This window comes from Paenibacillus sp. MABNR03 (genome assembly GCF_050455445.1).
GTDB lineage: Bacteria > Bacillota > Bacilli > Paenibacillales > Paenibacillaceae > Paenibacillus > Paenibacillus xylanilyticus.
On record NZ_JBCIYR010000001.1, the window covers coordinates 673,592 to 696,188 of the forward strand.

The 22,597-nt window shown below is 45.5% G+C and carries 20 protein-coding genes; 16 read left to right on the plus strand and 4 right to left on the minus strand.

What is annotated here, in order from left to right; all coding sequences use genetic code 11:
* The first annotated feature begins 10 nt into the window (after positions 1-10).
* From AAIH57_RS02925 to AAIH57_RS02940, 4 genes are all read left to right on the plus strand, one after another.
* The gene (locus AAIH57_RS02925) at positions 11-901 is read left to right on the plus strand and encodes a carbohydrate ABC transporter permease (RefSeq protein ID WP_127535962.1); all 891 of its coding nucleotides are present in this window, start codon (positions 11-13) and stop codon (positions 899-901) included.
* A gap of 79 nt (positions 902-980) precedes the next feature.
* Positions 981-2,759 carry a sensor histidine kinase gene (locus AAIH57_RS02930; protein ID WP_430020479.1) on the plus strand — a complete coding sequence of 593 codons (1,779 nt, stop codon included), beginning with the start codon at positions 981-983 and terminating at the stop codon, positions 2,757-2,759.
* Positions 2,734-4,392 carry a response regulator transcription factor gene (locus tag AAIH57_RS02935; protein ID WP_430020480.1) on the plus strand — a complete coding sequence of 553 codons (1,659 nt, stop codon included), beginning with the start codon at positions 2,734-2,736 and terminating at the stop codon, positions 4,390-4,392. The genes AAIH57_RS02930 and AAIH57_RS02935 overlap by 26 nt, the downstream gene beginning before the upstream one ends.
* Before the next feature lie 119 nt (positions 4,393-4,511).
* Positions 4,512-6,155 (plus strand): extracellular solute-binding protein, encoded by a 1,644-nt coding sequence (locus tag AAIH57_RS02940; RefSeq protein WP_175396435.1) that lies wholly within the window; start codon positions 4,512-4,514, stop codon positions 6,153-6,155.
* Between the two features lie 98 nt (positions 6,156-6,253).
* On the opposite strand, the gene AAIH57_RS02945 is transcribed toward AAIH57_RS02940, so the two are convergent.
* The gene (locus AAIH57_RS02945) at positions 6,254-7,855 is read right to left on the minus strand and encodes a helix-turn-helix domain-containing protein (protein WP_430020481.1); all 1,602 of its coding nucleotides are present in this window, start codon (positions 7,853-7,855) and stop codon (positions 6,254-6,256) included.
* Positions 7,836-9,584: a sensor histidine kinase gene (locus AAIH57_RS02950; RefSeq protein WP_430020482.1), complete on the minus strand. Its 1,749-nt coding sequence runs from the start codon at positions 9,582-9,584 to the stop codon at positions 7,836-7,838. The genes AAIH57_RS02945 and AAIH57_RS02950 overlap by 20 nt, the downstream gene beginning before the upstream one ends.
* 338 nt (positions 9,585-9,922) lie before the next feature.
* On the opposite strand from AAIH57_RS02950, the gene AAIH57_RS02955 reads away from it, so the two are divergent.
* From AAIH57_RS02955 to AAIH57_RS02965, 3 genes are read left to right on the plus strand one after another with little or no spacing between them, the layout of a single operon-like run.
* Positions 9,923-10,846, plus strand: a complete 924-nt coding sequence (locus tag AAIH57_RS02955; RefSeq protein ID WP_175396437.1) for an ABC transporter permease — start codon at positions 9,923-9,925, stop codon at positions 10,844-10,846.
* Positions 10,847-10,859: 13 nt separating this feature from the next.
* Positions 10,860-11,780, plus strand: coding sequence for a carbohydrate ABC transporter permease (locus AAIH57_RS02960; protein ID WP_430020483.1), 921 nt, complete (start codon positions 10,860-10,862; stop codon positions 11,778-11,780).
* A 39-nt stretch (positions 11,781-11,819) separates the two neighbouring features.
* The gene (locus AAIH57_RS02965) at positions 11,820-13,433 is read left to right on the plus strand and encodes an extracellular solute-binding protein (protein WP_430020484.1); all 1,614 of its coding nucleotides are present in this window, start codon (positions 11,820-11,822) and stop codon (positions 13,431-13,433) included.
* 393 nt (positions 13,434-13,826) lie between these two features.
* Here the strand turns inward: AAIH57_RS02965 and AAIH57_RS02970 are convergent, their stop codons facing one another.
* A complete protein-coding gene (locus AAIH57_RS02970; RefSeq protein ID WP_095358309.1) occupies positions 13,827-13,955 on the minus strand; it encodes a DUF4023 family protein in 129 nt (42 codons plus the stop codon).
* Between the two features lie 152 nt (positions 13,956-14,107).
* Here AAIH57_RS02970 and AAIH57_RS02975 point away from each other — a divergent pair, with 152 nt between their 5' ends.
* From AAIH57_RS02975 to AAIH57_RS02995, 5 genes are all read left to right on the plus strand, one after another.
* Positions 14,108-14,860, plus strand: a complete 753-nt coding sequence (locus AAIH57_RS02975; protein ID WP_430020485.1) for a TrmB family transcriptional regulator — start codon at positions 14,108-14,110, stop codon at positions 14,858-14,860.
* A 93-nt stretch (positions 14,861-14,953) separates the two neighbouring features.
* Complete coding sequence (locus tag AAIH57_RS02980; protein ID WP_175396441.1) at positions 14,954-16,117, plus strand: MFS transporter; 1,164 nt, start codon at positions 14,954-14,956, stop codon at positions 16,115-16,117.
* A 188-nt stretch (positions 16,118-16,305) separates the two neighbouring features.
* The gene (locus AAIH57_RS02985) at positions 16,306-17,313 is read left to right on the plus strand and encodes an ROK family protein (RefSeq protein ID WP_175396442.1); all 1,008 of its coding nucleotides are present in this window, start codon (positions 16,306-16,308) and stop codon (positions 17,311-17,313) included.
* Positions 17,314-17,534: 221 nt separating this feature from the next.
* Positions 17,535-17,828 (plus strand): DUF3817 domain-containing protein, encoded by a 294-nt coding sequence (locus AAIH57_RS02990; protein ID WP_430020486.1) that lies wholly within the window; start codon positions 17,535-17,537, stop codon positions 17,826-17,828.
* Between the two features lie 201 nt (positions 17,829-18,029).
* A complete protein-coding gene (locus tag AAIH57_RS02995; RefSeq protein ID WP_175396444.1) occupies positions 18,030-18,635 on the plus strand; it encodes a pentapeptide repeat-containing protein in 606 nt (201 codons plus the stop codon).
* 130 nt (positions 18,636-18,765) lie between these two features.
* Here AAIH57_RS02995 and AAIH57_RS03000 read toward each other — a convergent pair whose 3' ends face one another.
* Entirely contained in the window at positions 18,766-18,897 is a 132-nt protein-coding gene (locus tag AAIH57_RS03000; protein WP_430020487.1) for a hypothetical protein, read from the minus strand.
* Positions 18,898-19,099: 202 nt separating this feature from the next.
* Here AAIH57_RS03000 and AAIH57_RS03005 point away from each other — a divergent pair, with 202 nt between their 5' ends.
* The 4 genes from AAIH57_RS03005 to AAIH57_RS03020 all read left to right on the plus strand — a co-directional run bounded on the left by AAIH57_RS03005 (position 19,100) and on the right by AAIH57_RS03020 (position 22,579).
* Complete coding sequence (locus tag AAIH57_RS03005; RefSeq protein WP_175396445.1) at positions 19,100-19,432, plus strand: thioredoxin family protein; 333 nt, start codon at positions 19,100-19,102, stop codon at positions 19,430-19,432.
* A 107-nt stretch (positions 19,433-19,539) separates the two neighbouring features.
* Positions 19,540-20,562 carry a LacI family DNA-binding transcriptional regulator gene (locus AAIH57_RS03010; protein WP_430020488.1) on the plus strand — a complete coding sequence of 341 codons (1,023 nt, stop codon included), beginning with the start codon at positions 19,540-19,542 and terminating at the stop codon, positions 20,560-20,562.
* Between the two features lie 190 nt (positions 20,563-20,752).
* Positions 20,753-21,676, plus strand: coding sequence for an ABC transporter permease (locus AAIH57_RS03015; RefSeq protein WP_413035193.1), 924 nt, complete (start codon positions 20,753-20,755; stop codon positions 21,674-21,676).
* A 15-nt stretch (positions 21,677-21,691) separates the two neighbouring features.
* A complete protein-coding gene (locus AAIH57_RS03020; RefSeq protein ID WP_413033625.1) occupies positions 21,692-22,579 on the plus strand; it encodes a carbohydrate ABC transporter permease in 888 nt (295 codons plus the stop codon).
* Positions 22,580-22,597: the final 18 nt, after the last annotated feature.

Sequence of the window (22,597 nt, forward strand, 5' to 3'; positions counted from 1 at the left end):
AGGCAGGATCATGCACCATGCTTCGAGAGCCTATCGCTGGTTTTTGGGTTTTAACTACGTCATCCTGACGATTCTTGCCTTGTTATGCCTGTTTCCGATCGTGAATATTCTAGCGATATCCTTTAGTTCAAGTGATGCAGTCAAAGCTGGGAATGTCACGTTCTGGCCAGTGGATTTTACGTTATCATCCTATAAATACATTTTGGAAAATCAACAGTTCCTTAACTCGTTTGGCACAAGTCTGCTCCGGGTGGTATTGGGGGTCGCAACGAATCTGATTTTTACGATCCTTGTTGCTTTTCCTCTCTCCAAAGAGGCTTCCAGATTTCGTTCCAGAACGTTCTATGCCTGGATCTTTGTCTTCACCATGCTGTTTAGTGGAGGATTGATCCCGGGTTATCTGGTCGTCAAGGAAGCAGGACTGCTGGATTCAATCTGGGCTCTGATTTTGCCGGGGGCTGTTCCCATCTTTAATGTGCTGCTTATGCTTAATTTCTTCCGGGGGTTGCCCAAAGAATTGGAAGAAGCCTCGTGGATGGATGGTGCAGGACATTTCCGCACGCTGTGGAGCATCTATCTGCCCATTTCACTACCAAGTATCGCAACCATTACGCTGTTTGCCATGGTCGGGCATTGGAATGCCTGGTTTGATGGCATGATCTACATGAAGAGTCCGGAACATTACCCACTCGCCACGTATCTGCAATCCATGCTGCAGCAAGTGACGATGATTCAGAGTGAGATGATGACGCTGGAGGATGCAACGTTGTTAAGCCAGGTATCCGACAGAACGACCCAGGCGTCACAAATATTTTTGTCCGTTATACCCATTCTGCTCGTCTATCCATTTCTGCAACGGTATTTTGTCCATGGGCTTGTTGTCGGCAGTGTAAAGGGATAAGATCGGTAGGAGGAAAACCGAGTAGAGGAGCCGATTTCCGGCTCCTTTTTTTTGCTTGAGGAGAGGAGTCGAGGGGACGATGAAATTTTTTGGGGGGAGCTGGAAGACCAACTCCATTGTCGTCAAGCTGATGATTGCTTTTGTGTTGGTCATTCTCCCATTGTACGGAATCAGCATTCTGATCACACATTACAGCTCCAAGCAAATGCAGACCGAAGTGGAAAATGCGCATGATTCCAAACTGCACTTCTACCACAATCATCTGCAATTTGAGTTGGAACGAATGAGCGGTCTGGTCAATGAATTTTCGTTTGATGAAACGATGTCCACGCTAAGTACACGAGCAGCCATCATGAGCAAGTATGAGATCACATCAAGTCTGAACGACATACATAAGAAGCTCGGTCAGATCATGGTGACAAGTCCATACATCAGTGATGTTGTGTATTATGTACCTGCACTTCAAAAGCGGGTAAGTGCCGTGGATGGCATCCGCAGCGTGGGAGATGAAGAGTGGAAAAGCCTGCTGGCAACGATGGGCAATCTGAACGGTGAGTTATCCGCATCGGCAAATGATCTCTATTTTTTAAAGAGCAATCCGTACAATATGAATCACGAGGAGCCGCCGAATTTTATTTTGGGGATACGCTTGTCAGCGGTTGAACTGAAAAAGAGGCTGCAGCAGCTGTCGGAAACAGGAGGTAGTGATATTACGTTAAGCTTTGGTGACAAACATGAAGTCGTTATTTCTTCTTCCGAACAGGCTGTCTCAACTGGGCTATTGCAAAAGCTTCCATCTGAACCGCAGGATTCGCTGCAGGTGACGAGATACGAGTCCGATCATAATTTGTACTACTCACTCTATGATTCGGACCATTCGTTCACACTAACTTCCAGTATTGCTGAAGAAGTACTTCAAGCCCCGCTGGAACGGTACAAGCTGTGGTTATGGATGCTGACTCTAATGTCGATGGTCATCATTATTATCTTCTCGTTATCCATCTACAAATCGATCCATAAGCCGTTATCTGCGCTCGTTAAAGGATTCAGAATGGCAGAGCAAGGGCAACCTGGCGTTCACATTCCTCACTCAAGACGAGATGAATTCGGTTATTTATACTCTCGTTTTAACCACATGATAGAGCGCTTACATATTCTAATAGAAGAAAATTATGTGGCGAGAATACGAACAAGTGAGGCAGAGCTCAAGCATCTTCAGTCCCAGATTCAACCTCACTTTCTATATAACAGTCTCTTCAGCATCAAACAGATGGCTGAGGTGGAGAACGTGGAATTAATCCAGGAGTTTACCGATTACCTGGGTCAATATTTCAGGTATATGTCCCGTGACTCCCATACAGAGGTCTCACTCGGTGAAGAAATGGATCATGCGATGGTGTATGCAGCTATTCAGAAAATCCGATTTGGATCAAGAGTACAATTGCTCATTGAAGATATGAATGCTGAGTACAGATCGATCTCGATTCCAAGAGTCATCGTTCAGCCGATCGTGGAAAATGTCTTCGAACATGCACTTTCCAAACGAAGTCAGGGCGGTATTCTGAAACTTTCTTACCAAACGGCTCAGGACAGACTATCCATCTTCATTGAAGATGATGGTGACCAGCTAACAGATGAAATGTTGAACCATCTTCATCATGCTTTCCAGGAGTCTACGCAGAAACAGGAAGATAAAGAAATTACGGGACTCTTCAATGTTAACCAAAGACTGAGAATCAAGTTTGGCACAGGGTACGGCCTCATTGCGAGGCGCAGTGATTTGGGTGGTTTATGCATTATTGTGAATGTGCCATGGAAAGGGGAGCTTGCAAATGCAGCGGATGCTGATCGTAGATGACGAACCGGTTATTTTGGATGGATTGTATGCATTTTTCCAGAAAGCAAATTTTCAGGATCTGGAGATCATCAAGGCCTATTCTGCCTTTGAAGCGATCGAATGGTTGAACTCGGTGAAAATCGACATTGTACTAAGCGACATCTGTATGCCTGGCATGGATGGCATGGAGCTCATTGAGAAAATTATGGATCGGTGGCCAAGATGCAAAGTATTGCTGCTAACGGGTCACAACGAATTTGATTATGCACATCAGGCCATACGCAATCCTTGTGTCGTGGATTACCTCCTGAAGACAGAGGGTATGAGCCATATTCGCACGGCTGTGGAGCGGGCTTTGGTTCTGATTTCGGAAGAAAATGACTTTCGATACCAGAATGCCTGGTTTCGCAGCAAATTGCCAAGAGCCTTGCCCCAGCTGCAGCGTCAATTACTGCTCGATTTGATAAAACGAACGGAACGAAACGACACCGCTTCGCTTCAGGAAGAACTGGATGCCGTGCAGCTTCCTTTTCGCTCTGTGGAACCCGTTATTCCGGTAATTATACGCGTGGAGGACTGGAATAACTATCAATCCCAGGCGGATCGGAGTTTGATTCGATATGCGGTGGCGAATGTGGCAGAGGAGCTGCTTCAGGATAAGGCCATCGTCAAGGCGATTGATCTGGATTATCAGGTCATTGCCTGCCTGGTTCAGCCATCGGTGGAACAATCACATTTTCAGGTGAAGATGCAGGAATATTGGGACCAAACGCTGCGGTTTGTCTACGGAACCTTGGAGTCTGTACAGCAATCATGTGCAGATTGTCTGAATCTCTCGGTATCCATTATGGTCAGCGAACAAGCTGTGGAGTGGATGGAGCTCCAACAGGCCATCGCGCAGTTGCGTTTATCCATTCACGAAGGGCCGGGGCTGGGGATGGAAAAGCTGCTTCGCGTCAATGTGCAGCCTGAACTTAACGATGTGCCAAACCTGTTAAACCAGCAGGCGGTTGCTTCTCTTCACCTGGATCAGGTCAGGCAGCATATTGCTGCTGGTGACAGGGAGTGGATCGGATCTTTTCAGAAATGGACAGAGATTTCGAAGGAGGGTCTTCAGGATCCGTTCTTTCGAATGAAGGTCTATACCGGGGCATCGAATACACTGATCGAAATCCTTCACGAATTGGGATTGTATGAATCTGCCTTGAAGGAGATCGATCTTTCCAGAATGCTGCATTTTGACATTCATACCCCGTGGTCGGAACTCGTCATATTTTACCAGTCTGCATTGGAATGGATTATTTCCAAGCGCAGCGATACCCGGATGAATGACCAGTCTCAGATTTTGATCGCGATCCATCAATACATCAAGCATCATCTGGAGGATGATCTCTCGCTTACCCGCATTGCGCAGGAAGTCTCTCTTAACCCTTCGTATTTGTCCCGCTGGTATAAGCGAATTACAGGCAAGGGCATATCGGAATATATCCATGATCGCCGTATTGAGCGAAGCAAGGAACTGCTGCTCGGTTCTACCTGCAAAATGCACGAAATCTCCGCCAAGGTGGGGTTCAGTGATCAGCATTACTTTTATCGCTTTTTCAAAAAAGCCATCGGCTGCACCCCTCAGGAGTATCGGGATCAAAAAAGTTGAAATTAGTTCCAAATGGTAAATCAAAGATACCAGATGTAAACGAGGTACACTCGAACTGATAGCGCTTTCTTTATAAAATGAAAACATACCTCACGGGAGGAACAAAAAGGGGGATTCGTATGAATATGTCATTCAAAAGGCTTTCGTTGTTATCACTTAGCATGATTCTGGCAGGGACACTGGCTGCCTGTTCATCGGGTGCGGGCAGTGCAGAGAATGAAACCAAGACGCCAACACAGCAGGATGCTGGAGGTCCACTCACCAAATATGACCCACCCATCAAATTGACCTCAACCATGAACGAAACCGGGAAGGAGTCCCTTGCCGAAGGAGATACACATGCCAACAACATTTGGACTCGCGGGTACAAGGATGAGCTCGGCATCGAAGTAACCTATGACTGGATTGTACCGGATGCGAACTATAACGATAAAATGAATGTGACCCTTGCGAGCGGAGATTTGCCGGACGTGCTGAAAGTAAGCGCTGTACAGTTCGAACAATTACACGAAGCCGGGATGTTGGAAGATCTGACGGAAGTATATGATAAGTACGCATCAGATTTGGTCAAAGAATTTATGTCCGCAGAAGATGGTGCGGGGTTGAAGCCTGTAACCAAAGATGGCAAGATCTACGCCATGGTTAGTTTTCCAGGTTCACTTGATTCTTCGGACATGATCTGGATCAGGCAGGACTGGTTGAAAAAGGTGGGGCTTGAAGCACCGAAATCAATGCAGGATGTCATCCAGATTGCAGAAGCGTTCACCTTTGAAGACCCGGATGGCAATGGCAAAAATGATACGTATGGCATCGCACTGAACAAGGATCTTCCAATCAATGCATTTTTGCTGGGGTACCATGGGTATCTCGAAACCTGGATCAAGGATGCATCAGGTCAGGTTGTAAACGGTACGATTCAGCCTGAAGTGAAGGAAGGCTTGAGAGAGCTGCAAAATCTGTATCAGAAGGGTGTGCTGGATCCCGAATTTGGGGTCAAGGATTTTGCGAAAATGATGGAGGACGTTAATGCAGGGAAGTCAGGCATGTTCTTTTTGCCGCAGTGGGCACCATTCCAAGTTAGCAGTATGATCAAGAAAGACAAGAACGTAGACTGGATGCCGTATCCGGTACAATCCATTGATGATCAGCCAGCCAAAACGCAGAATCACCTCAGCTTGGGCGGCATATTCGCTGTCCGTAAAGGATATGAGCATCCGGAAGCACTTATTAAACTGCTGAATTTCCAGGCTGAGAAGATGTTCGGTGAATCTGCAGAGAAAGAACGTGCAGCCTATTTGAACGGCTTAACCGGACTCGGTTTTCATAATGCAACGGTGTCCAACCTGCCTGCAAACAAAAATGTAAAAGCTCAGGATGAAGTGGAAGAGGCGCTCAAAACCGGTGATACATCCGGACTGGAGCTTGAAGCGAAACTGTTCTATGATGACATTATGGACTACCGGAATGGCAATCTGGACAAATGGCATATGGAGCGCATTTTCGGCCCAGAGAGCTCACAAGGTGTCATCAAGTACTACCGGGACAATGACCTGATTGTCATGAATGAATTTATATATGCACCAACGAGAACCATGAATACGAAACAGGCTACACTCGATAAGCTTAGAGCCGAGACATTTCTGAAAATCATCTATGGCAACCTGCCGATCAATGAGTTCGATAACTTTGTTGCCAATTGGAAAAAACTTGGTGGAGACCAAATTACGCAGGAAGTAAATGAAGTGATTAACGCCAATAAATAATGGGGAAATGCCACAATACAGATGCATTTGTATTGTGGCATTTTGCCGATTCTACAGCAGATGGGTGTGAGAATGATCGAGAATTTCTCCAATTTAATTCATACGCGGCTTATTTTCGCATTCTTTCTATACTCGTTTGGACTGCATCCCACTTCCTGCTTAAACAGCTTGGCGAAATGTGAGTAATTCGTATACCCGACACTACTAGCAATGGCATGAACAGATTGGGCACTGGTTTCGAGCAGCCGTCTGGCGGCTGCTAGGCGGGTACGAATGACATAATGGCCGAGGGATATTCCCATTTCTTTTTTGAATAACCGTGCAAGATAATCCGGATTCAAAAATACGATTTCCCCCAGGCTGTTCCGGGTGAGATCTTCACCGCAATGGCTGCGAATGTATTCGGTAATTTCATGCACAACCGACTTGGGCTGCTCGGTAAAATTCAAATAATCTGCAGCGGTATTGACCAAATAAGCGATATAAGCGTGCATATCCTCGATGGAGTTCAGGGATTGCATGAACAATTGATCATTGGTTTTGCCCATATATAACTTGTGAGCTTCGATCTCTTTGCTTTTCAAATGGGCATACACTAATTGAACCAGATCCAGACGCAACAGGCGAAGAGCCGCTGTACCACTCCCTCCATTGCGGATCAGATGCTGCATATAGTCTGCTGTCTGATTCAGGAAGTCTGTGTAGCGGTTTTCCTGCAGCAATTGTTCCAGCATTGCAAGATCTGGTGGAAGGTAATGCAGTTCCTGACCGTTATAATGCGCAAGCAGGAAGGTTTGATTGCGGTTTTTGATTCTCTCTTCGTTCATGCGGAGCAATTCATCGATGGTATAGCGAATCTGTTCCAACGGTCGCGAAACACCGAGACTGCAGCAGGCATCACTCTTCAGGAATTCGTTTGCTTGCGGAATGAATGAGCTGCACATGGCTTCAAGTAGATCTATATCCGGCTTTTGATTCCATTTCAAAATAACCATCCAGTTATATGATTTAATCTCCGTAACGGCCTCAATGGAGAACCAGACATGTTGAAACTGTTCAACCATGACATTTAAACAGGCATAATCGAATAAGTTTTTGTCCGTCATGCCTAGGCTTCGTTCATGGGGAAACAGATGGATCAGAATTGGAAGAAATTGATCTGCTGCTTGATAAGGCAGATGCTGCTCGGTCAAAAATGAAGAGACGTCAGCACGGCCGGAGGGAAAAGCTTTGCCAAAGATCAGCCTGCGCCAGCTGTCCTCCACCAGCTTGCTCCGATTTTTTTGCCAGAGTTCCCCCTCTTGAATGGCCTTCTCAATAAACTGCTGTTCCCTGGCTTTGGCAATGGCTTTTTGAACAATGAGCGTGAGCTTGTCAAATTCAATCGGTTTCAGGAAATAATCAAAGCTCTGCAGTTCGATGGCTTTCTGAGCATAGTTGAAATCAGCATAGTTGGTCAGAAAAATGGTTTGTATGTTGAAGGACTCCTCTCGAACCCACGCCAGTAATTCAAGCCCGCTCCCCTGGGGCATCTCAATATCGCAAATAAGGATCTGAACAGAGTGACGCTCCAAAATGTCTTTAGCCTGCGCAATATTATAGGCCGTATATATGGTGTTGATCCCCAGCGCATTCCAATCCAATTTCTTCTCCAGCGCCATCACAACAAAATAGTCATCATCAACCAGCAATGTATTCATGTGTTAACACCTCCTTCGGATTTCCTGTGGGATGCAGCATTTTGGGTAGAGTCAGCACGATCAGCGCACCTCCGTCGTTAGCAAATGAAATATTCGCATTGTGACGGTAAAGCAGCTCCAACCGCTGAATGGTATTCATAATGCCGATCCGGTTGCCTCCTGTTTGTTCCAGAACTTCTCCTCGCATCAGCAAATCAAGAATTTCCGGAGAGAACCCTGGGCCTGTGTCACTGATCCGAATGACCATCTGATCACCATTGTCCAGCTGCTGTTCCGTTACGGATAACGTAATACATAACTCCCGATCTCTCGAAACTCCATATTTGACGGCATTCTCAATAAATGTCTGTATCACGAGAGGAGGCACTACAATGCCATTGATGTTAGCGGATTGTTCTATTCGATACGAAAAAGCATCGCGGTAGCGTGATTTTTGGATATCCAGAAACGTTCGAACGTGTTCAATCTCATCCTCAAGCAGGACAAAATTTTCGTCACTTTGGAAGATATAACGGAAATACCGCGAGGTTGCGAGCGCCATGCTTTCAATTTCCTCGTACATTTGCATTTGTGCCATACTGTACATGCTGGTCAGACAATTCAGGAAAAAATGGGGTTTGATCTGTAATTTCATATAATCCAAACGTATACGCTGCTTCTCCAATTCCTGTTCGTAGCGATCAATTTTGAATCGTTTAATCTGGCTCACCAGTTCCTTGAACTGTTCATTCACTTGTTCCAGCTCCGTAATCCGGGTGCTCTTGAAGTCTGTTGCTTCATCGCCTTCGTTAATGCGCGCAAGGTTTCGGGAAAATCGCTGAATCGGGATAAGCAGATTCCTTCTGAAAAACAGCATAATCGCACTTAACGTCGAGGTCACGATCAGAAAAAGCAGCATAATGAGCAGTTGAGCTACCATTATTTTCTCAAATGCACCGAACTTGATGACCATATGAGCGCTGAATGCCGCATTGGAGAACGTACTGCTGACCACATTGCTGGACTGGAAGCGCTCGAGAAAGGAAGGTTTTGATGCAGGAAGGTTACGATCCTTTGGAGGTCCAGACAGCTGTTCTCCGTACTCATTGACGAGCGAAGCGTAACCGCTTGCTCCCAGATTGATTTGCTGTAGAGGAGCGATCAGCTCGTCGGCTGAAATGAGAGCAATCAAATACCGGTTGTAGTAAGGTACGATATTGATCAGATATGATGTGCCGTTTGCGTGAATCGGTGTCCAGCGGGAATAAAATTTTTCATATACACCTTTATCACGGGTTAGTGTGATAATCTGACTCTTTACTTCCAAATAATCAGAGTAGGGAATGCTCATCGGTGCGCAGTTAAGGAAATATTGACTGTTCTCCAGATAATAAAAGAAATGATATGCCTGGCCATAGTTCCGCTGTAGTTCGGCGAAAAGCTTGTGCAGTTTCTCATTCGACTTCAAGAACGGAATGCTGTTCACACCGTAGGTATTCATGGTACTCAGGTTCTCGTCATTGGCCAGTGTCCAGCCCATGAAATGATTAATGTAAGCAAAATCATGATTAATGCGATTGATGTACAGATCGGCCGCATCCTGCAAGTATTGAGTGGATTGCTGCTTGACCATGGAAATCGAAGCAATGCTGATCACCAGATCCAAGATGAGCACGATAAAGGAAATACCGATCATCATGCGGACATAATGGCGGATGGGATAAGGTTTGATGGCGTTCAATTTTGACATGGATCAATGCACCACTTTCTTGTTACTTGATTATGAATGCGCTTTAATTTCTCAGGAATAGTATAAAACCTATTGTTGAAAAAAGCATAACGATTTGCGCCTGATGAGCCAGAAGTCCGGAATGCACATGCAGAGGTCCGGATAACACCATATATCCACGCTCTTAACATGTGCCTTTCTCACAGGACCAGAAATGGAACAGCTGAAGTCCGAATAACAGCACAATTAGGTCCGATAAGCAGAATAGAGAACGAGTTATACTGAAGTCGTTCCCGGAGAAGAGGGATGGATGGGGAGAACATGCGCACCATTACATAATGGGAAGAGAGGGGATACTCATGAGGAGCGAACAACTTCAAATCGCAAAGACGTGGGAGAGAATCAGGCGAAACTGGGGACTGTACCTGTTGCTTTTTCCTGCTGTTACGTTGACGCTATTATTTGCCTACAAGCCAATGTATGGTGTGTTAATTGCATTTAAAAATTACAGTCCGGCCTTGGGAATTGAGGGCAGCCCTTGGGCAGGATTTAAATATTTTGAGAAGTTCTTTCATTCCTATCAGTTCTCGAATACCATTCGCAACACACTTCTGATTAGCTTGTACAGTCTTGCAACATTTCCAATTCCCATTATGCTGGCATTAATGGTGAACCAGATGAGAGCAGGCCGGTTCAGGAGATTCTTTCAAACCATTTCTTACATGCCTCATTTTATTTCGACAGTGGTCATGGTAGGACTGATGCTGATTCTGCTCTCTCCCAGTACAGGTCTGGTAGGAAACATATATCAGTTGTTTGGTGGGCAGGCGCCGGATCTGATGGGTTCATCTTCGCTGTTCAGCAGTGTATACGTTTGGTCTGATGTGTGGCAGCACGCCGGGTGGGACAGCATTATTTACATTGCGGCACTATCTGCTGTGGATCCGAGCCTCTATGAAGCTGCTACTGTGGACGGGGCGAGCAGGTGGCACAAAATTCGTTACATTGATATTCCGATGCTGCTGCCTACCGCGATTACGCTGCTGATTTTACGGGTTGGCGGATTACTTGGGGTTGGATTCGAAAAGGTTTATCTCATGCAAAACGATTTGAATATCCTGTCCAGTGAGATTCTGTCCACTTATGTTTACAAAATCGGCTTGCTCAGCAGTCAATACAGCTTCTCGTCTGCAATCAACCTGTTCAATACGCTCATCAATTTCATATTGCTCATCATGGTCAACCAGTTATCCAAGAAATACAGTGAAAACAGTCTATGGTAAAGGGGGAAGCGAAATGAACGCCATGGAACCCGTAATAATAAACAAAACTCCCCGTGCCAAAAGACGGCCACGCCTCTCCTTTGGTGAGACCCTGCTGTATGTCTTTGCCGTTCTTTTTCTGATCGCGGTCATCTATCCTATCTATTTTATTGTGATTGCTTCGTTCAGCGATCCTTCAGCTGTGGCTAACGGACAGGTTTGGGTGTTTCCCAAGGGTTTTACACTGGAAGGTTATAAGGAACTGCTGCGGCACGAGAACATCTGGATCGGCTATCGCAATACCATTATGTACACGGTGGTGGGAACGCTTATTGGACTTATTGTCAATGTATCGGCGGCTTATGCATTATCGAGGAAGGATTTGGTTGGCCGCAAATTTTTCTCACTGTTTTTTATCTTTACGATGTTTTTTAGCGGTGGACTGATTCCAACTTTTTTGACGATACGTGATTTTAACTTGTATAACACATTTTTGGTCATGGTGCTTCCGTTCTCTGTGGTGGTATTTGACATGATTGTCGCCCGGACATTTTTCCAGACGAGTATACCGAATGACCTATGGGAGGCAGCCCAGATTGACGGCTGCGGCAATCTCAGATATTTCATATTGATCGTATTACCGCTGTCCAAAGCCATTCTTGCCGTATTGGGATTATGGATTGCTGTGGGATATTGGAATTCCTATTTCAACGCGCTGATTTATTTGAAAGACCCCAATCTGTACCCGCTTCAACTCATATTGCGCAACATCCTGATTACGAATCAGATGCAGTCCGGAATGGGAACCGGTGAAGCGGCACAAGTCGCTCTGCGTCTGGCCAATTTAATGAGATACTCCGTAATCATCATCGCTACTGTTCCAATTATGTGTGTGTATCCCTTCATTCAGAAATATTTCAATCAGGGGGTGATGATTGGCGCGGTGAAGGAGTAAGGCAGCTTAAGATCAAATACGAATCTGGGGGGTTCCAACATGCGGAAAAAGATGAGCAAGACGTTATTCACCCGAATAAGTAGCCTGCTTCTCGTATCGGTCATGCTGGTAAGCGTGGTTGGGTGCAGTAGTGGAACTAGTGGTGAGACCACTGAAACTACAGTAACAAGTGATTTTAACCAGGAAGGACTGCCGATCGTCAATAATCCGGTCACACTTAAAGTGCTGACAGTTCGCTGGGGCAATATGGGGGATACCTTTACCCAGAATCAGTGGCTGAAGGATCTAGAGAAAAACTCCAATGTGCATATTGAGTGGCAGGTCATGTCCTCCAACGACTGGGGGGAACAGAAATCGATTATGCTTGCCAGTGGCACGCTTCCGGATATTATTCTCGGGGATCAGGTGTTCAGTGATTCGGATATTGTGAACAATCTGAGCTATTTCCGTCCGTTGGATGAGTATATCGACTCCTATATGCCTAACTTAAAAGCAGCCATGGAAGAAACGCCCGAAATGAAAAAAATCAGTACATTTCCCGACGGCAAAATTTATTCCATGCCAACCAGGCTGCCTGCCCGTCCAAAAAGCAGAAATCAGCCTGTGATTAACAAGGAATGGCTCGACAAGCTCGGGTTAAAGGCGCCACAGACAACAGAAAAGCTATATCAGGTGCTAAAAGCATTCAAAGAACAGGATCCTAACGGAAATGGCAAACCGGACGAAATTCCTTATACGGAAACGGGGCTTAATGTGGATTTTCTGAATCCATTCGGAATCACGGACATCAACGGAAGCAGCATGATGATACAAGAAGGGAAGCCGGTGTTTTACCCCACAACCGAAGCTTACAAGGAAGCACTTGCCTATACCCATAAACTGTACGCTGAAGGATTAATTGACCAGGAATTATTCACGCATGATAATACTATGACATCCGCCAAGTGGCAAAATGCAGATATTCCGATTGTTGGCTTCAGCAACCAATGGACTCCGGATGCTGTCTTTGGAAAATGGAGCGACCAATATGAGGCCATTGCGCCCATCGCTGGACCTGACGGCAAACGGTATCAGCCGGGTGACCCGGGTGGCATGAATCTGGCCCGTAACGAGCTGCTCATTACGACTTCCTGCACTGTTCCGGAAGTTGCCGCACGCTGGGCAGATCAGTTTTATACGAACGAGGCCAGCATCCAGAATTTCTGGGGTGCCATTGGGACCGTAATTCAGAAAAATGAGGATAGCACCTACACATTGATGGACCCGCCTGCAGGTACTAGCGCCGATGCGTGGTACTGGGATCAATCTTTGCGTGATTTTGGACCCAAATATGTAAGCCCTTCCTTCGAAGATAAAATAAAGCTGAATCCCCAGGCTGGAGATGGACTTAAGCTGCAGATCGATCAACTGGGAAGTGCGGATGTAACCACGCCATATCCGAAGGTCATGTATAATGCGGAAGAATTCCAGGAGCTGCCGACATTGACGACTGATATTGACGGATACGTGGCGACGATGCGTGCCCAGTGGGTAACCAAAGGCGGGATCGAAGAAGGCTGGGATGCTTACATCCAAAAGCTGAACGATTTGGGTCTGGAGCAATTGTTGAAGATCCGTACAGATGCATACGAACGTTACATGAATGTCAAATAAGTTTGGCAACGATGATCACATCAGTGATAGAACATACAAAAGGATGCATCTCCATATGTGGAGGCATCCTTTTGTTCTTGTTACTTGCGTTTCAACAATAAAACGCCGCTGATCGTGGACGTTCTTTTACGGTATACGATTTTAAAACCGATGTCATTGCTCGATATGAAGTAGGTATGCTGCAAGTGTTCCATAGATTAGATTCAAAACAGCTTGGTAAGAAATAATAGTTGGAGGAGGGGGATGAGAGGGTACATGCCCTCTCCTAAGGAAGCCTTACGGTGAGTAAGAGTTTGTATTCATGGGATGAGATAAGGAAGAAGAGGATCTCATACCGAGATCCCTTTCCTGGTTCTTGAACCGTTTCGCTCCACCCGGCAATATCACGCCAGATTACTTTTTTGTGCCGTGCTGCTTGGTAGGCAGCTTGTCGCTGGGCGTTCCTTTGCCATTGTTCTTGTTATGACGGGCCTTCTCGGCATTCTCATTGACCTTTTGTACAAATTCGTGGGTGCTCTCCATGAACGAATGCAGCTCCTTTGCGATCAAAATGTGTACCCGGATCTTAATATAACCATTGGAAGTCCATTATATGAAACTGGACAAGGGCGGGGACGATGTCTAAACTGGAATGTAGCAAACGATACATAATAAGAAGGAGCGCGGGTCCGATCATGCTGCAGAAATTCGGTTTTACCCAATATGAAAGTCAGGTGTATGAGGCTATTTTTGCCCAGGAAGAACCGCTTGATGCATCATCGATTGTCAATCACTCCAATGTTCCCAAAGCCAAGATTTATGAAGTGCTCAATCGGCTTATCGATAAAGGCATTGTATTGACCACGATGCATGGCAAGAAAAAACTGTACACGGCAGTTGATCTTCAGTCCATTATTTTAAAAATCAGAGCGGACTTTGAGAAGGATATTGAGGAATTAAAGACCTATAAGATCAAACGAACGTTCACGGATGAGCATATTTGGACGCTAAAGGATGAAACATCGATTGGTTCCAATATCGAGCAGCTCATTGAGGAGGCTGATTCATCGATTCTTTTTTTGGCCTGGAATGAGAAGATGGAGAACTATCGTACGCTTCTGGAGCAAAAGGAACAGCAGGGGGTCCACATTGAGGTCCTGTCTGTGGGAGGATTAGAGACGTCCCTGACTCATAAATATGCATTAATCCCCATCCTGGACAAGCTGGAACCGCTGCAGCTGCTCATCGTTGACCATAGCTATCTGTTGTTTGCTGGGATGGAGCATGATTCATGGAAAGCGATCAAGACCATGTCCAAGCCGATCGTCAAAGCGATGACGGATTATTTCTATCATGATATTGCCCTTACTCAAATAACCAAAAAGTATGGGGATCAGCTGCTGCAGGATGAAGAAATATCCAAGTTGTTGGCCAGGCTGATTTATTAGAAAACTATTCTTTTATGAATAGTTTTTTTTATTGAAATCTCACTCTTTATAGGTTACTATCGTAGTTGTAACTTTTGAGGAGGATTCAAAAACATGAACAATAAAGTGTACCTGCTTGCGATTGCGGCTTTTGTGGTTGGAACCGTCGAGCTTATTTTGGGCGGAATTCTGGACCTGATTGCCACAGATCTTCATCTGACTCTGGCGAAAGCCGGATATTTAATTTCCATCTTTTCGTTGGTTTATGCCATATCTGCACCTATTCTGTTAAACGTAACGGCCAGATTTGAACGTAAAAAGGTATATATGTGTACGCTGCTGATCTTCCTGGTCAGTAACCTCATTTCCGCATTCAGTACCAGCTTTTATATACTGATGGCGGGCAGGGCACTTGGTGCTGCAGCAGGCTCGCTTATTTTTGTGCTTTCCCTTACACTGGCTGCGCGAATTGTGGAGCCGCAGTACAAAGGGCGTGCCGTAGGAATCATCACCATGGGGGGGAGTGCTTCGCTCATTCTGGGTGTGCCGCTCGGAATTTTCGTAGGTAATCTGGCCGGATGGCGCGAAGTTTTTTTGTTCATAGCCATTCTTACTGCCATTGTGATGGTGGCTATTGGGATGGTCATGGAACGTGTACAGCCAATTCCTGTAGTCTCACTCAAGAGGCAGTTTGCTGCCCTTTGGAATCCGAAAATGCTGGCAATCCACGTTACCACCTTGCTGGTTCTCGCGGGTCACTTGACGTTATATGCGTATTTCACACCGTTTCTCCAGGAAACATTGGGTGCTGGTTCTACCATGGTCACCTTTATCTATATGATGTTTGGCATCGCAGCTGTAGCAGGTGGGGGAATTGGCGGCATGTTATCGGATCGCCTGCATCCGGCAAAAGCGATTGTGATTGTGTTGATTCCTTTCATCGTGAGCATGGCTGCCATTCCATTCAGCATTGAACTGCCATTGATTGCATTCATGCTCCTGTTAAGTATCTGGAGTGCCTTGAGCTGGACGGTTACGCCGGTACAGAACAGTCTGATTATGAAAACATCTCCGGAAACAGCTGAAACGTTAATCAGCACCAACTCGGGGATCGCCCACGCAGGGATTGCCTTCGGCACGTATATCGGCGGTATCGTGATTAATCACTCATCCATTTTATACAACGGCTGGGTAGGATCCGTTCTCATACTGCTGGGATTGGTATCCGCCATTTATGCAATTAGTCGCAAGGAAGAGGCCATACAGGCAGCTGCATAGAGATTATGAAAGAAAGAGTACGCCAGTCTATCGAATTTAATAGATGGGTGTGCTCTTTTTGTGATACATCCGACGAATTTCAATGGATTTGGATGAAAAGAATCGGATATCTCTGCATGTCGTTTTTCTTCACTTTCAAGATATTGTATAGTTACTACATGACGTTGAAACGTGGAGGCATGGATGGAATGAAAATAGCGAACGCGATTTTGATGAAAGAAATCAATATAAACAACGTGCGCCAAGTTATGAAACGGGTTGAGACAGCCACCAAACCACAGCTTGCTTCATTAACCAAATTAAGTGTGGTTACGGTGAACTCACTGGTAAAAGAGTTATGTGAGAAGGGAGAGCTCTTCGAGGATGAGACGATCCCTTCCAACGGAGGCAGACCCGCTCTAACGTACCGTTATAACTATGATTTCAGTCTCGCTCTGGTGATGTATATGAATGACAAGCAGGGGCAGGATGTGATTACGGCAACCGTTATTAATTTGGAAAACCACATTCTGCTGAAAGAAGAGCATACCATGCCTGTTTTTGATCAGACACAATTCCATGTCATTATTGAACAAATACTGGCTCAGTTTCCCTCGATTAAAGGGATTGGAATCGGAATTCCCGGACAAACGGTGAATGGCGAGATAACGGTAAGCAGCCATCAGCAGTTAAAAGGAATTCGTTTGGTTGAGGATATTGAAGCGAAATTTGGGCTCCCGGTGATGGTGGAGAATGATGTGAACGCGGCAGTCAGCGGTTATTGTTCCCTGCAGGAACTGGATGAGGAGGATCACAGTGTAATCGGAATCTATTTCCCAACGCAATATCCTCCGGGCATGGGCATCTATCTGAATGGAAAAGTAGTCAAAGGCAGGAACGGCATGGCGGGAGAGATCAAATTTCTTCCCATGAAAATGGATTGGTACAGTCCCATGGAACCGCAAGTGTTTGCTGAAAAGGTATATATCATTATACAAACCGTGAATGCGATCCTTGCACCGGACAGAGTAGTGGTCTATCAAAAACAGGTAGAAGCAGATGCGTTTATTCGTGGATGGGAAGCATATCAGGCAGAGCAGTTAATGCCTGTCTTTCCTGAGGTGATTCTGAACGAATCTTTCCAGGAACATTTTGAAGCAGGCATGCGGTGGTTAACCTTAAAAGAGCTTGAACCAACCGTAATTCAAATTAATTGATCTTTTTTCGTTATCAATTGATCGAGCGAGAAACAACTTGAACTCAGCCGCGCATTTCGCGGCTTATTTTCATTGACCGAAGGAATAGTTTAATCATGCCGATGCAGATTCATTAATTATTCAAATTTGAACCATATTTCAATCCAAGCCATGCGGTATACTGAATGAGGAGAACGTTACATAATTCACAAACCATGATTGGAAAGGTGAGATTGGATTTTATGGGAACTGTGACAGGCCGATTTAAAATAGCAGGAATATGGGAAGGGATATCCCTGCTCTTACTGATTCTGATTGCTATGCCTTTGAAATATTTTGCTGATATCTCTTCTCCGGTGACCATTATGGGCATGATTCACGGGATACTGTTTCCGCTGTATCTTATTGCACTGGTACACCTGGCTGTTGTAAACCGGTGGAAGGCATCACGCTGGTTCATGGGCGTTGTGGCTGGTTTGCTGCCGTTTGGAACATTTGTATTTGAATCATATCTGAAAAAAAGAGACTGGAAATAAACTTCATATTTCAGCATAAAAAAGGCGATCAGCTTCCAATTGAATTTTTGGGAAGGAGAGACGCCTTTTTTCGTTACCTGGACTGTTTTTAAATTAAATTTCTTGACTTTTACCAGCAGTTAGGCAGGTACTTGACAGGGGTATGGTATAGTATAAAAAGTTTGGGTTACTAGAATCAAGATGTAAAGTAGGAGGTTTATCGTGTACCAATACAAGGATCAGGAATATGAATCGGTGCATTTTGACGGGCACGACTTAAGATATGGAGAGCTTGTGCGCTGTATTTTCAAGCAGTGTACCTTTATGAATGCCTCGATGGAGGAAATCGAGACAAGCAGTTGTCGGTTTATTGAATGTGATTTTAGAGGGGCGAGCCTGAACGGATCATTTCATACCGAATCCGCTTTTGAGAACTGTACATTTAACGGAGCCAACCTGTTTGTTTCCAAATTTACGTCCTGTAAAATGACCGGATCCGATTTCTCGGGGGCGCAGATGGATGGCGTAACCCTCATTCAGGGGGATTGGTCCTATACGAATCTGAGACATACAAAGCTGGGCAAACAGGATCTGCGAGGCATTCGATTCTATGAAACGGATTTCTCCGATACCGATCTTGGTAAGGCAGATCTAAGAGACTGTGACATGACCAGAGCAACACTGAGCAGAGCCAAGCTTCTGGGAGCGGATCTCCGCGGTGCCAATCTGGAAGGAATTGATTTGAAATCATTGGACGTCAAGGGTGCACGAATAGACAGGGAACAAGCGATTCTGTTTATGCGTTCGTATGGTGCGAAGGTAGATTGAACTAAAATGTAAATGGACACAAGCCTGCAGGAATCTACGGGTTCGTGTCCATTTTCGTGTCATCATGAAGCAGATTGATCTATGTGTTAGCTCTAAGAAGTAGGTAATGGGGTAGTATTAGCAACGAGGGTTATTTTACCGTACCGGTTTGTCGATCCGATAATAGGCTGTATCCGTTGTCAACGGAAGCGGCAGATGCAGAAGCGGCGAATGAAGCGAGCAGACAGAGGGTAGCCAGCAATACCATGGTTTTTCTTTTCATAGACAAACCTCATTTCAATTAAGATGGTTGTGCATATCCAGTTTAATCCAGATTGGAGTGTTTTGGAAAGGGCATTTTTTATGTTTATGGAATTCCAGCTGGCTAATCATTGGACAGTCCATTCACATGCGAATTTTATCAGGGCTCGTAATCATGGTACACTGATACTTGCTAAACATTTTTGAGTAAGACGGAGGCGGACATGAAAGAAATGTATGAGTTAACGTCCATAGACATGGTTGAACAGTTTATCGAGCAGCATGAAATGAGTTTTCTATACGTCTCTCGCCAGGAATGCAGTGTATGCCATGCTTTGCTTCCCAAGATCAGGGAGCTGCTTAAGCCTTATCCGTCAATTCATCTGGGACACATCGATGCAAATCAGGTAGAAGAGGTGGCCTCGAGGTTTCTCATTTTGACCGTTCCGATCATGCTAATGCTGGTGGAGAAAAGGGAAGTTATCCGGGCTGATCGGTTTGTCCGTCTGGATCGCTTGGCAGAGCAATTGGAGCAGATTTACAACATGTATACTTAAGAAAAGCATGAGCCTACGACACGAAAAAAATTAAAGTGTTGTGTTGAAAACGGTTTTATGCTAATTTAACAATATAAAAACGTTTTTATAGTAAAGGACCAAACCTAATGGCTAAGATTACGATCAAAGATGTTGCAAGGGAAGCTGGTGTATCCATATCCACCGTCTCCAACGCCCTTAATGGTGTGGACGTCCTCAATCCGGAGACCAAATCTCACGTGCTGAAGGTGGCAGAGCGGTTAAACTACGTTCCCAATCTGAATGGCAAGCTGTTAAAATCCGGGCAAACCAAGATGCTGGGCTTCTTCACGACCAGTGTATCGGGTCCGTATTTCTATAAGCTGGTTGAGTCGATGTCTCGCGAGTGTGATCGTCTGGGCTATGGGCTGAATGTATTTGTCACCAAGGATAAACAGGTCATCATGAGCAATATCCTGGGGCGCCGCGTCGATGGTGTCATCATATACGAAGAGCTTCGGATTGATGAGCAGGATATTCTGTCCATGCAAAAAGACAAGATCAAGGCTGTGTTTCTGGATCGGGTTTACCAGAGCGACACAATGGGGAGCGTTATTTTCGACTCCTATGTGGCGGCGTATGAAGCAACCAAGTACCTGATCTCGCTTGGACACAGGAAAATTGCTTACATATCCGGCGTCGACACAATGTTTGACAGCGTACAGCGCAGGGAGGGGTATTTGGCGGCTTTGCGTGAATACCAGCTTCCGGTGGATGATGACTATATCATTCAGGGTTATTTTGAGGAAGAGGGCACGTACAGTGCGATAAAATCCTTTTTGCACCTGCATCCAGGCAAGCGTCCCGATGCATTTCTGGCGGGTAACGACCTGAGTGCGGTCGGCTGTATTCATGCTTTGAAATCGGAAGGGTATGAAGTTCCCCAGGATGTAAGTGTTGTTGGCTTTGACGATATTGATATCGCTCCCTATTTTTCGCCGCCACTTACGACGGTACGGAACCAGATTGCAAGACAAGGGATACTGGCCATCAACCAATTGGTCGGCATGATCAAAAAGAAAGAGCAGGGCGCAGCCCAAAAATTAGCGGGTGAACTTATCGTAAGAGGTTCAAGTCACCTAAAGATCGACCGGAATGATGTTCAAGCATAGCTGTAAGGGGTCATTCCCGGTCTTTTTTTAATGATTCATGCAAGTGAAGGGGGTTTTTATGCACAAAAATAAAAACGTTTTTATATAAATGCGGCAAGTCAGAGGGGAGCAATGGAACGTGAGTAAATTAGCTGTAGAGACGACAGGCGGCAAAAAGCCGATCAGACCCGGTCATAAACAAAAGAAACCCATGGGGCAGAGGGTTAGAGAGTTCGTCGTGGACTATCGCAGACAATGGGAAATTCAGTCCATGATTATACCAGGCATTATTTTTATGATTATTTTTTGTTACATCCCGATTTACGGTTTGACGATTGCTTTCAAAAATTACACGGTCATCGATACGCTCGCTACCGCGCCATGGGTAGGTTTGGAGAATTTCAGAATTATACTGTCCGATAAGTATTTCTGGGACGCGGTTGTGAATACGCTGGGAATCAGTTTTCTCAAATTGGGGATTGGATTTGTCATCCCGATCATTCTGGCGATCATGATTTACGAACTTAACAGCGGGCGATTCAAGAAATTTGTGCAAACGGTTTCATACTTGCCGCACTTTTTGTCCTGGATTGTACTGGGCGGAATGCTCATTACCTGGTTTTCAACGACGGGTCTGTTCAACCAAATCCTGCTCAGTCTGGGACTCATCTCGCAGCCGTCAAACATCTTGCTGGATGCAGGGAAGTACTGGTGGATTGCCACGTTATCGGATATATGGAAAGAGGCAGGCTGGGGGACTATTTTGTATCTGGCGATAATGTCGAAGATCGATCCCACGTATTATGAAGCAGCCAAAATCGATGGTGCAAGCAGGCTCAGACAAATCTGGAATATCACGCTACCCAACATGAGATCGATCATCAGCTTGAATCTGATTCTTACTGTAAGCGGTTTACTTGGCTCCAACCTGGATCAGACACTGGTTCTGATGAACTCTCAAAACCGTGAAAAAGCAGAGGTCATCAACTCCTATGTGTATCGCATGGGGATGTCTCAAGGAGACTTTTCGTACGCGACAGCGGTTGGTTTGGGTGTCTCGATTGTGTCAGTCATTCTGCTGGTTACTGCGAACAAAATCACGAGCAAGCTCAACGATAATCAATCTGTGCTCTAGAAGGAGGCATACCGCGTGAATGGAAAGGTGGCCAAAGAAGATCTCGATAGCCGGATCTTTGATACCCTGAATATTATTTTACTGTTTATATGTACTGTTATTATTGTGGTCCCGCTTTGGAATGTTATTATCTCTTCCTTTAGTTCAGGCAGGGCGCTGGCGGAAGGCGGTTTTATCTTCTGGTCACCAGAGTTCTCACTGGAGAACTATCGAGCTGTATTTAACGATCCAGGTATCTGGCAAGCCTTTTTCATTTCGGTTTCGAAAACGACAATCGGAGTGGTTACTCACGTATTTTTCTGCGCCATGGTCGGTTACGGTTTGAGCAAAAAGTACATACGGGGCCGTAAATTATATGTCGCCATGGGTGTCATCACCATGTTCTTCTCGGGTGGAATGATTCCAACGTACCTCTTGATCAAATCCCTCGGTCTGCTTAACAGCTTCTGGGTATACATCATTCCGGCGTTGTTCAGTTTCTATGATGTCGTCATTCTGATGAACTTCTTCCGGAACGTCCCGGATTCTCTGGAGGAATCGGCCAAGATTGATGGAGCAGGGGACTGGCATATTTTCCTCAAAATTTTCATCCCGCTCTCCATGCCAGCGATGGCTACGATCGCGCTGTTCAATGGAGTCGGACAATGGAATGACTTCATGACCACCAAGTTGTACATTACGGATCAATCCCTGTACCCGCTGCAGATGATGCTCTATGAAATTATTGTTCAATCCCAGACCCAATCCATGCAAAATATCGGAGGCTCGGCGGTGATCGAAACGACGACCAAAGGCGTGCAGCTTGCCACCATTGTGATTACCACATTGCCAATCGTGCTGATTTATCCCATCCTCCAAAGGTATTTTATATCAGGAATGATGCTGGGTGCGGTCAAGGAGTAACGTTAATTCCGAGTTAGT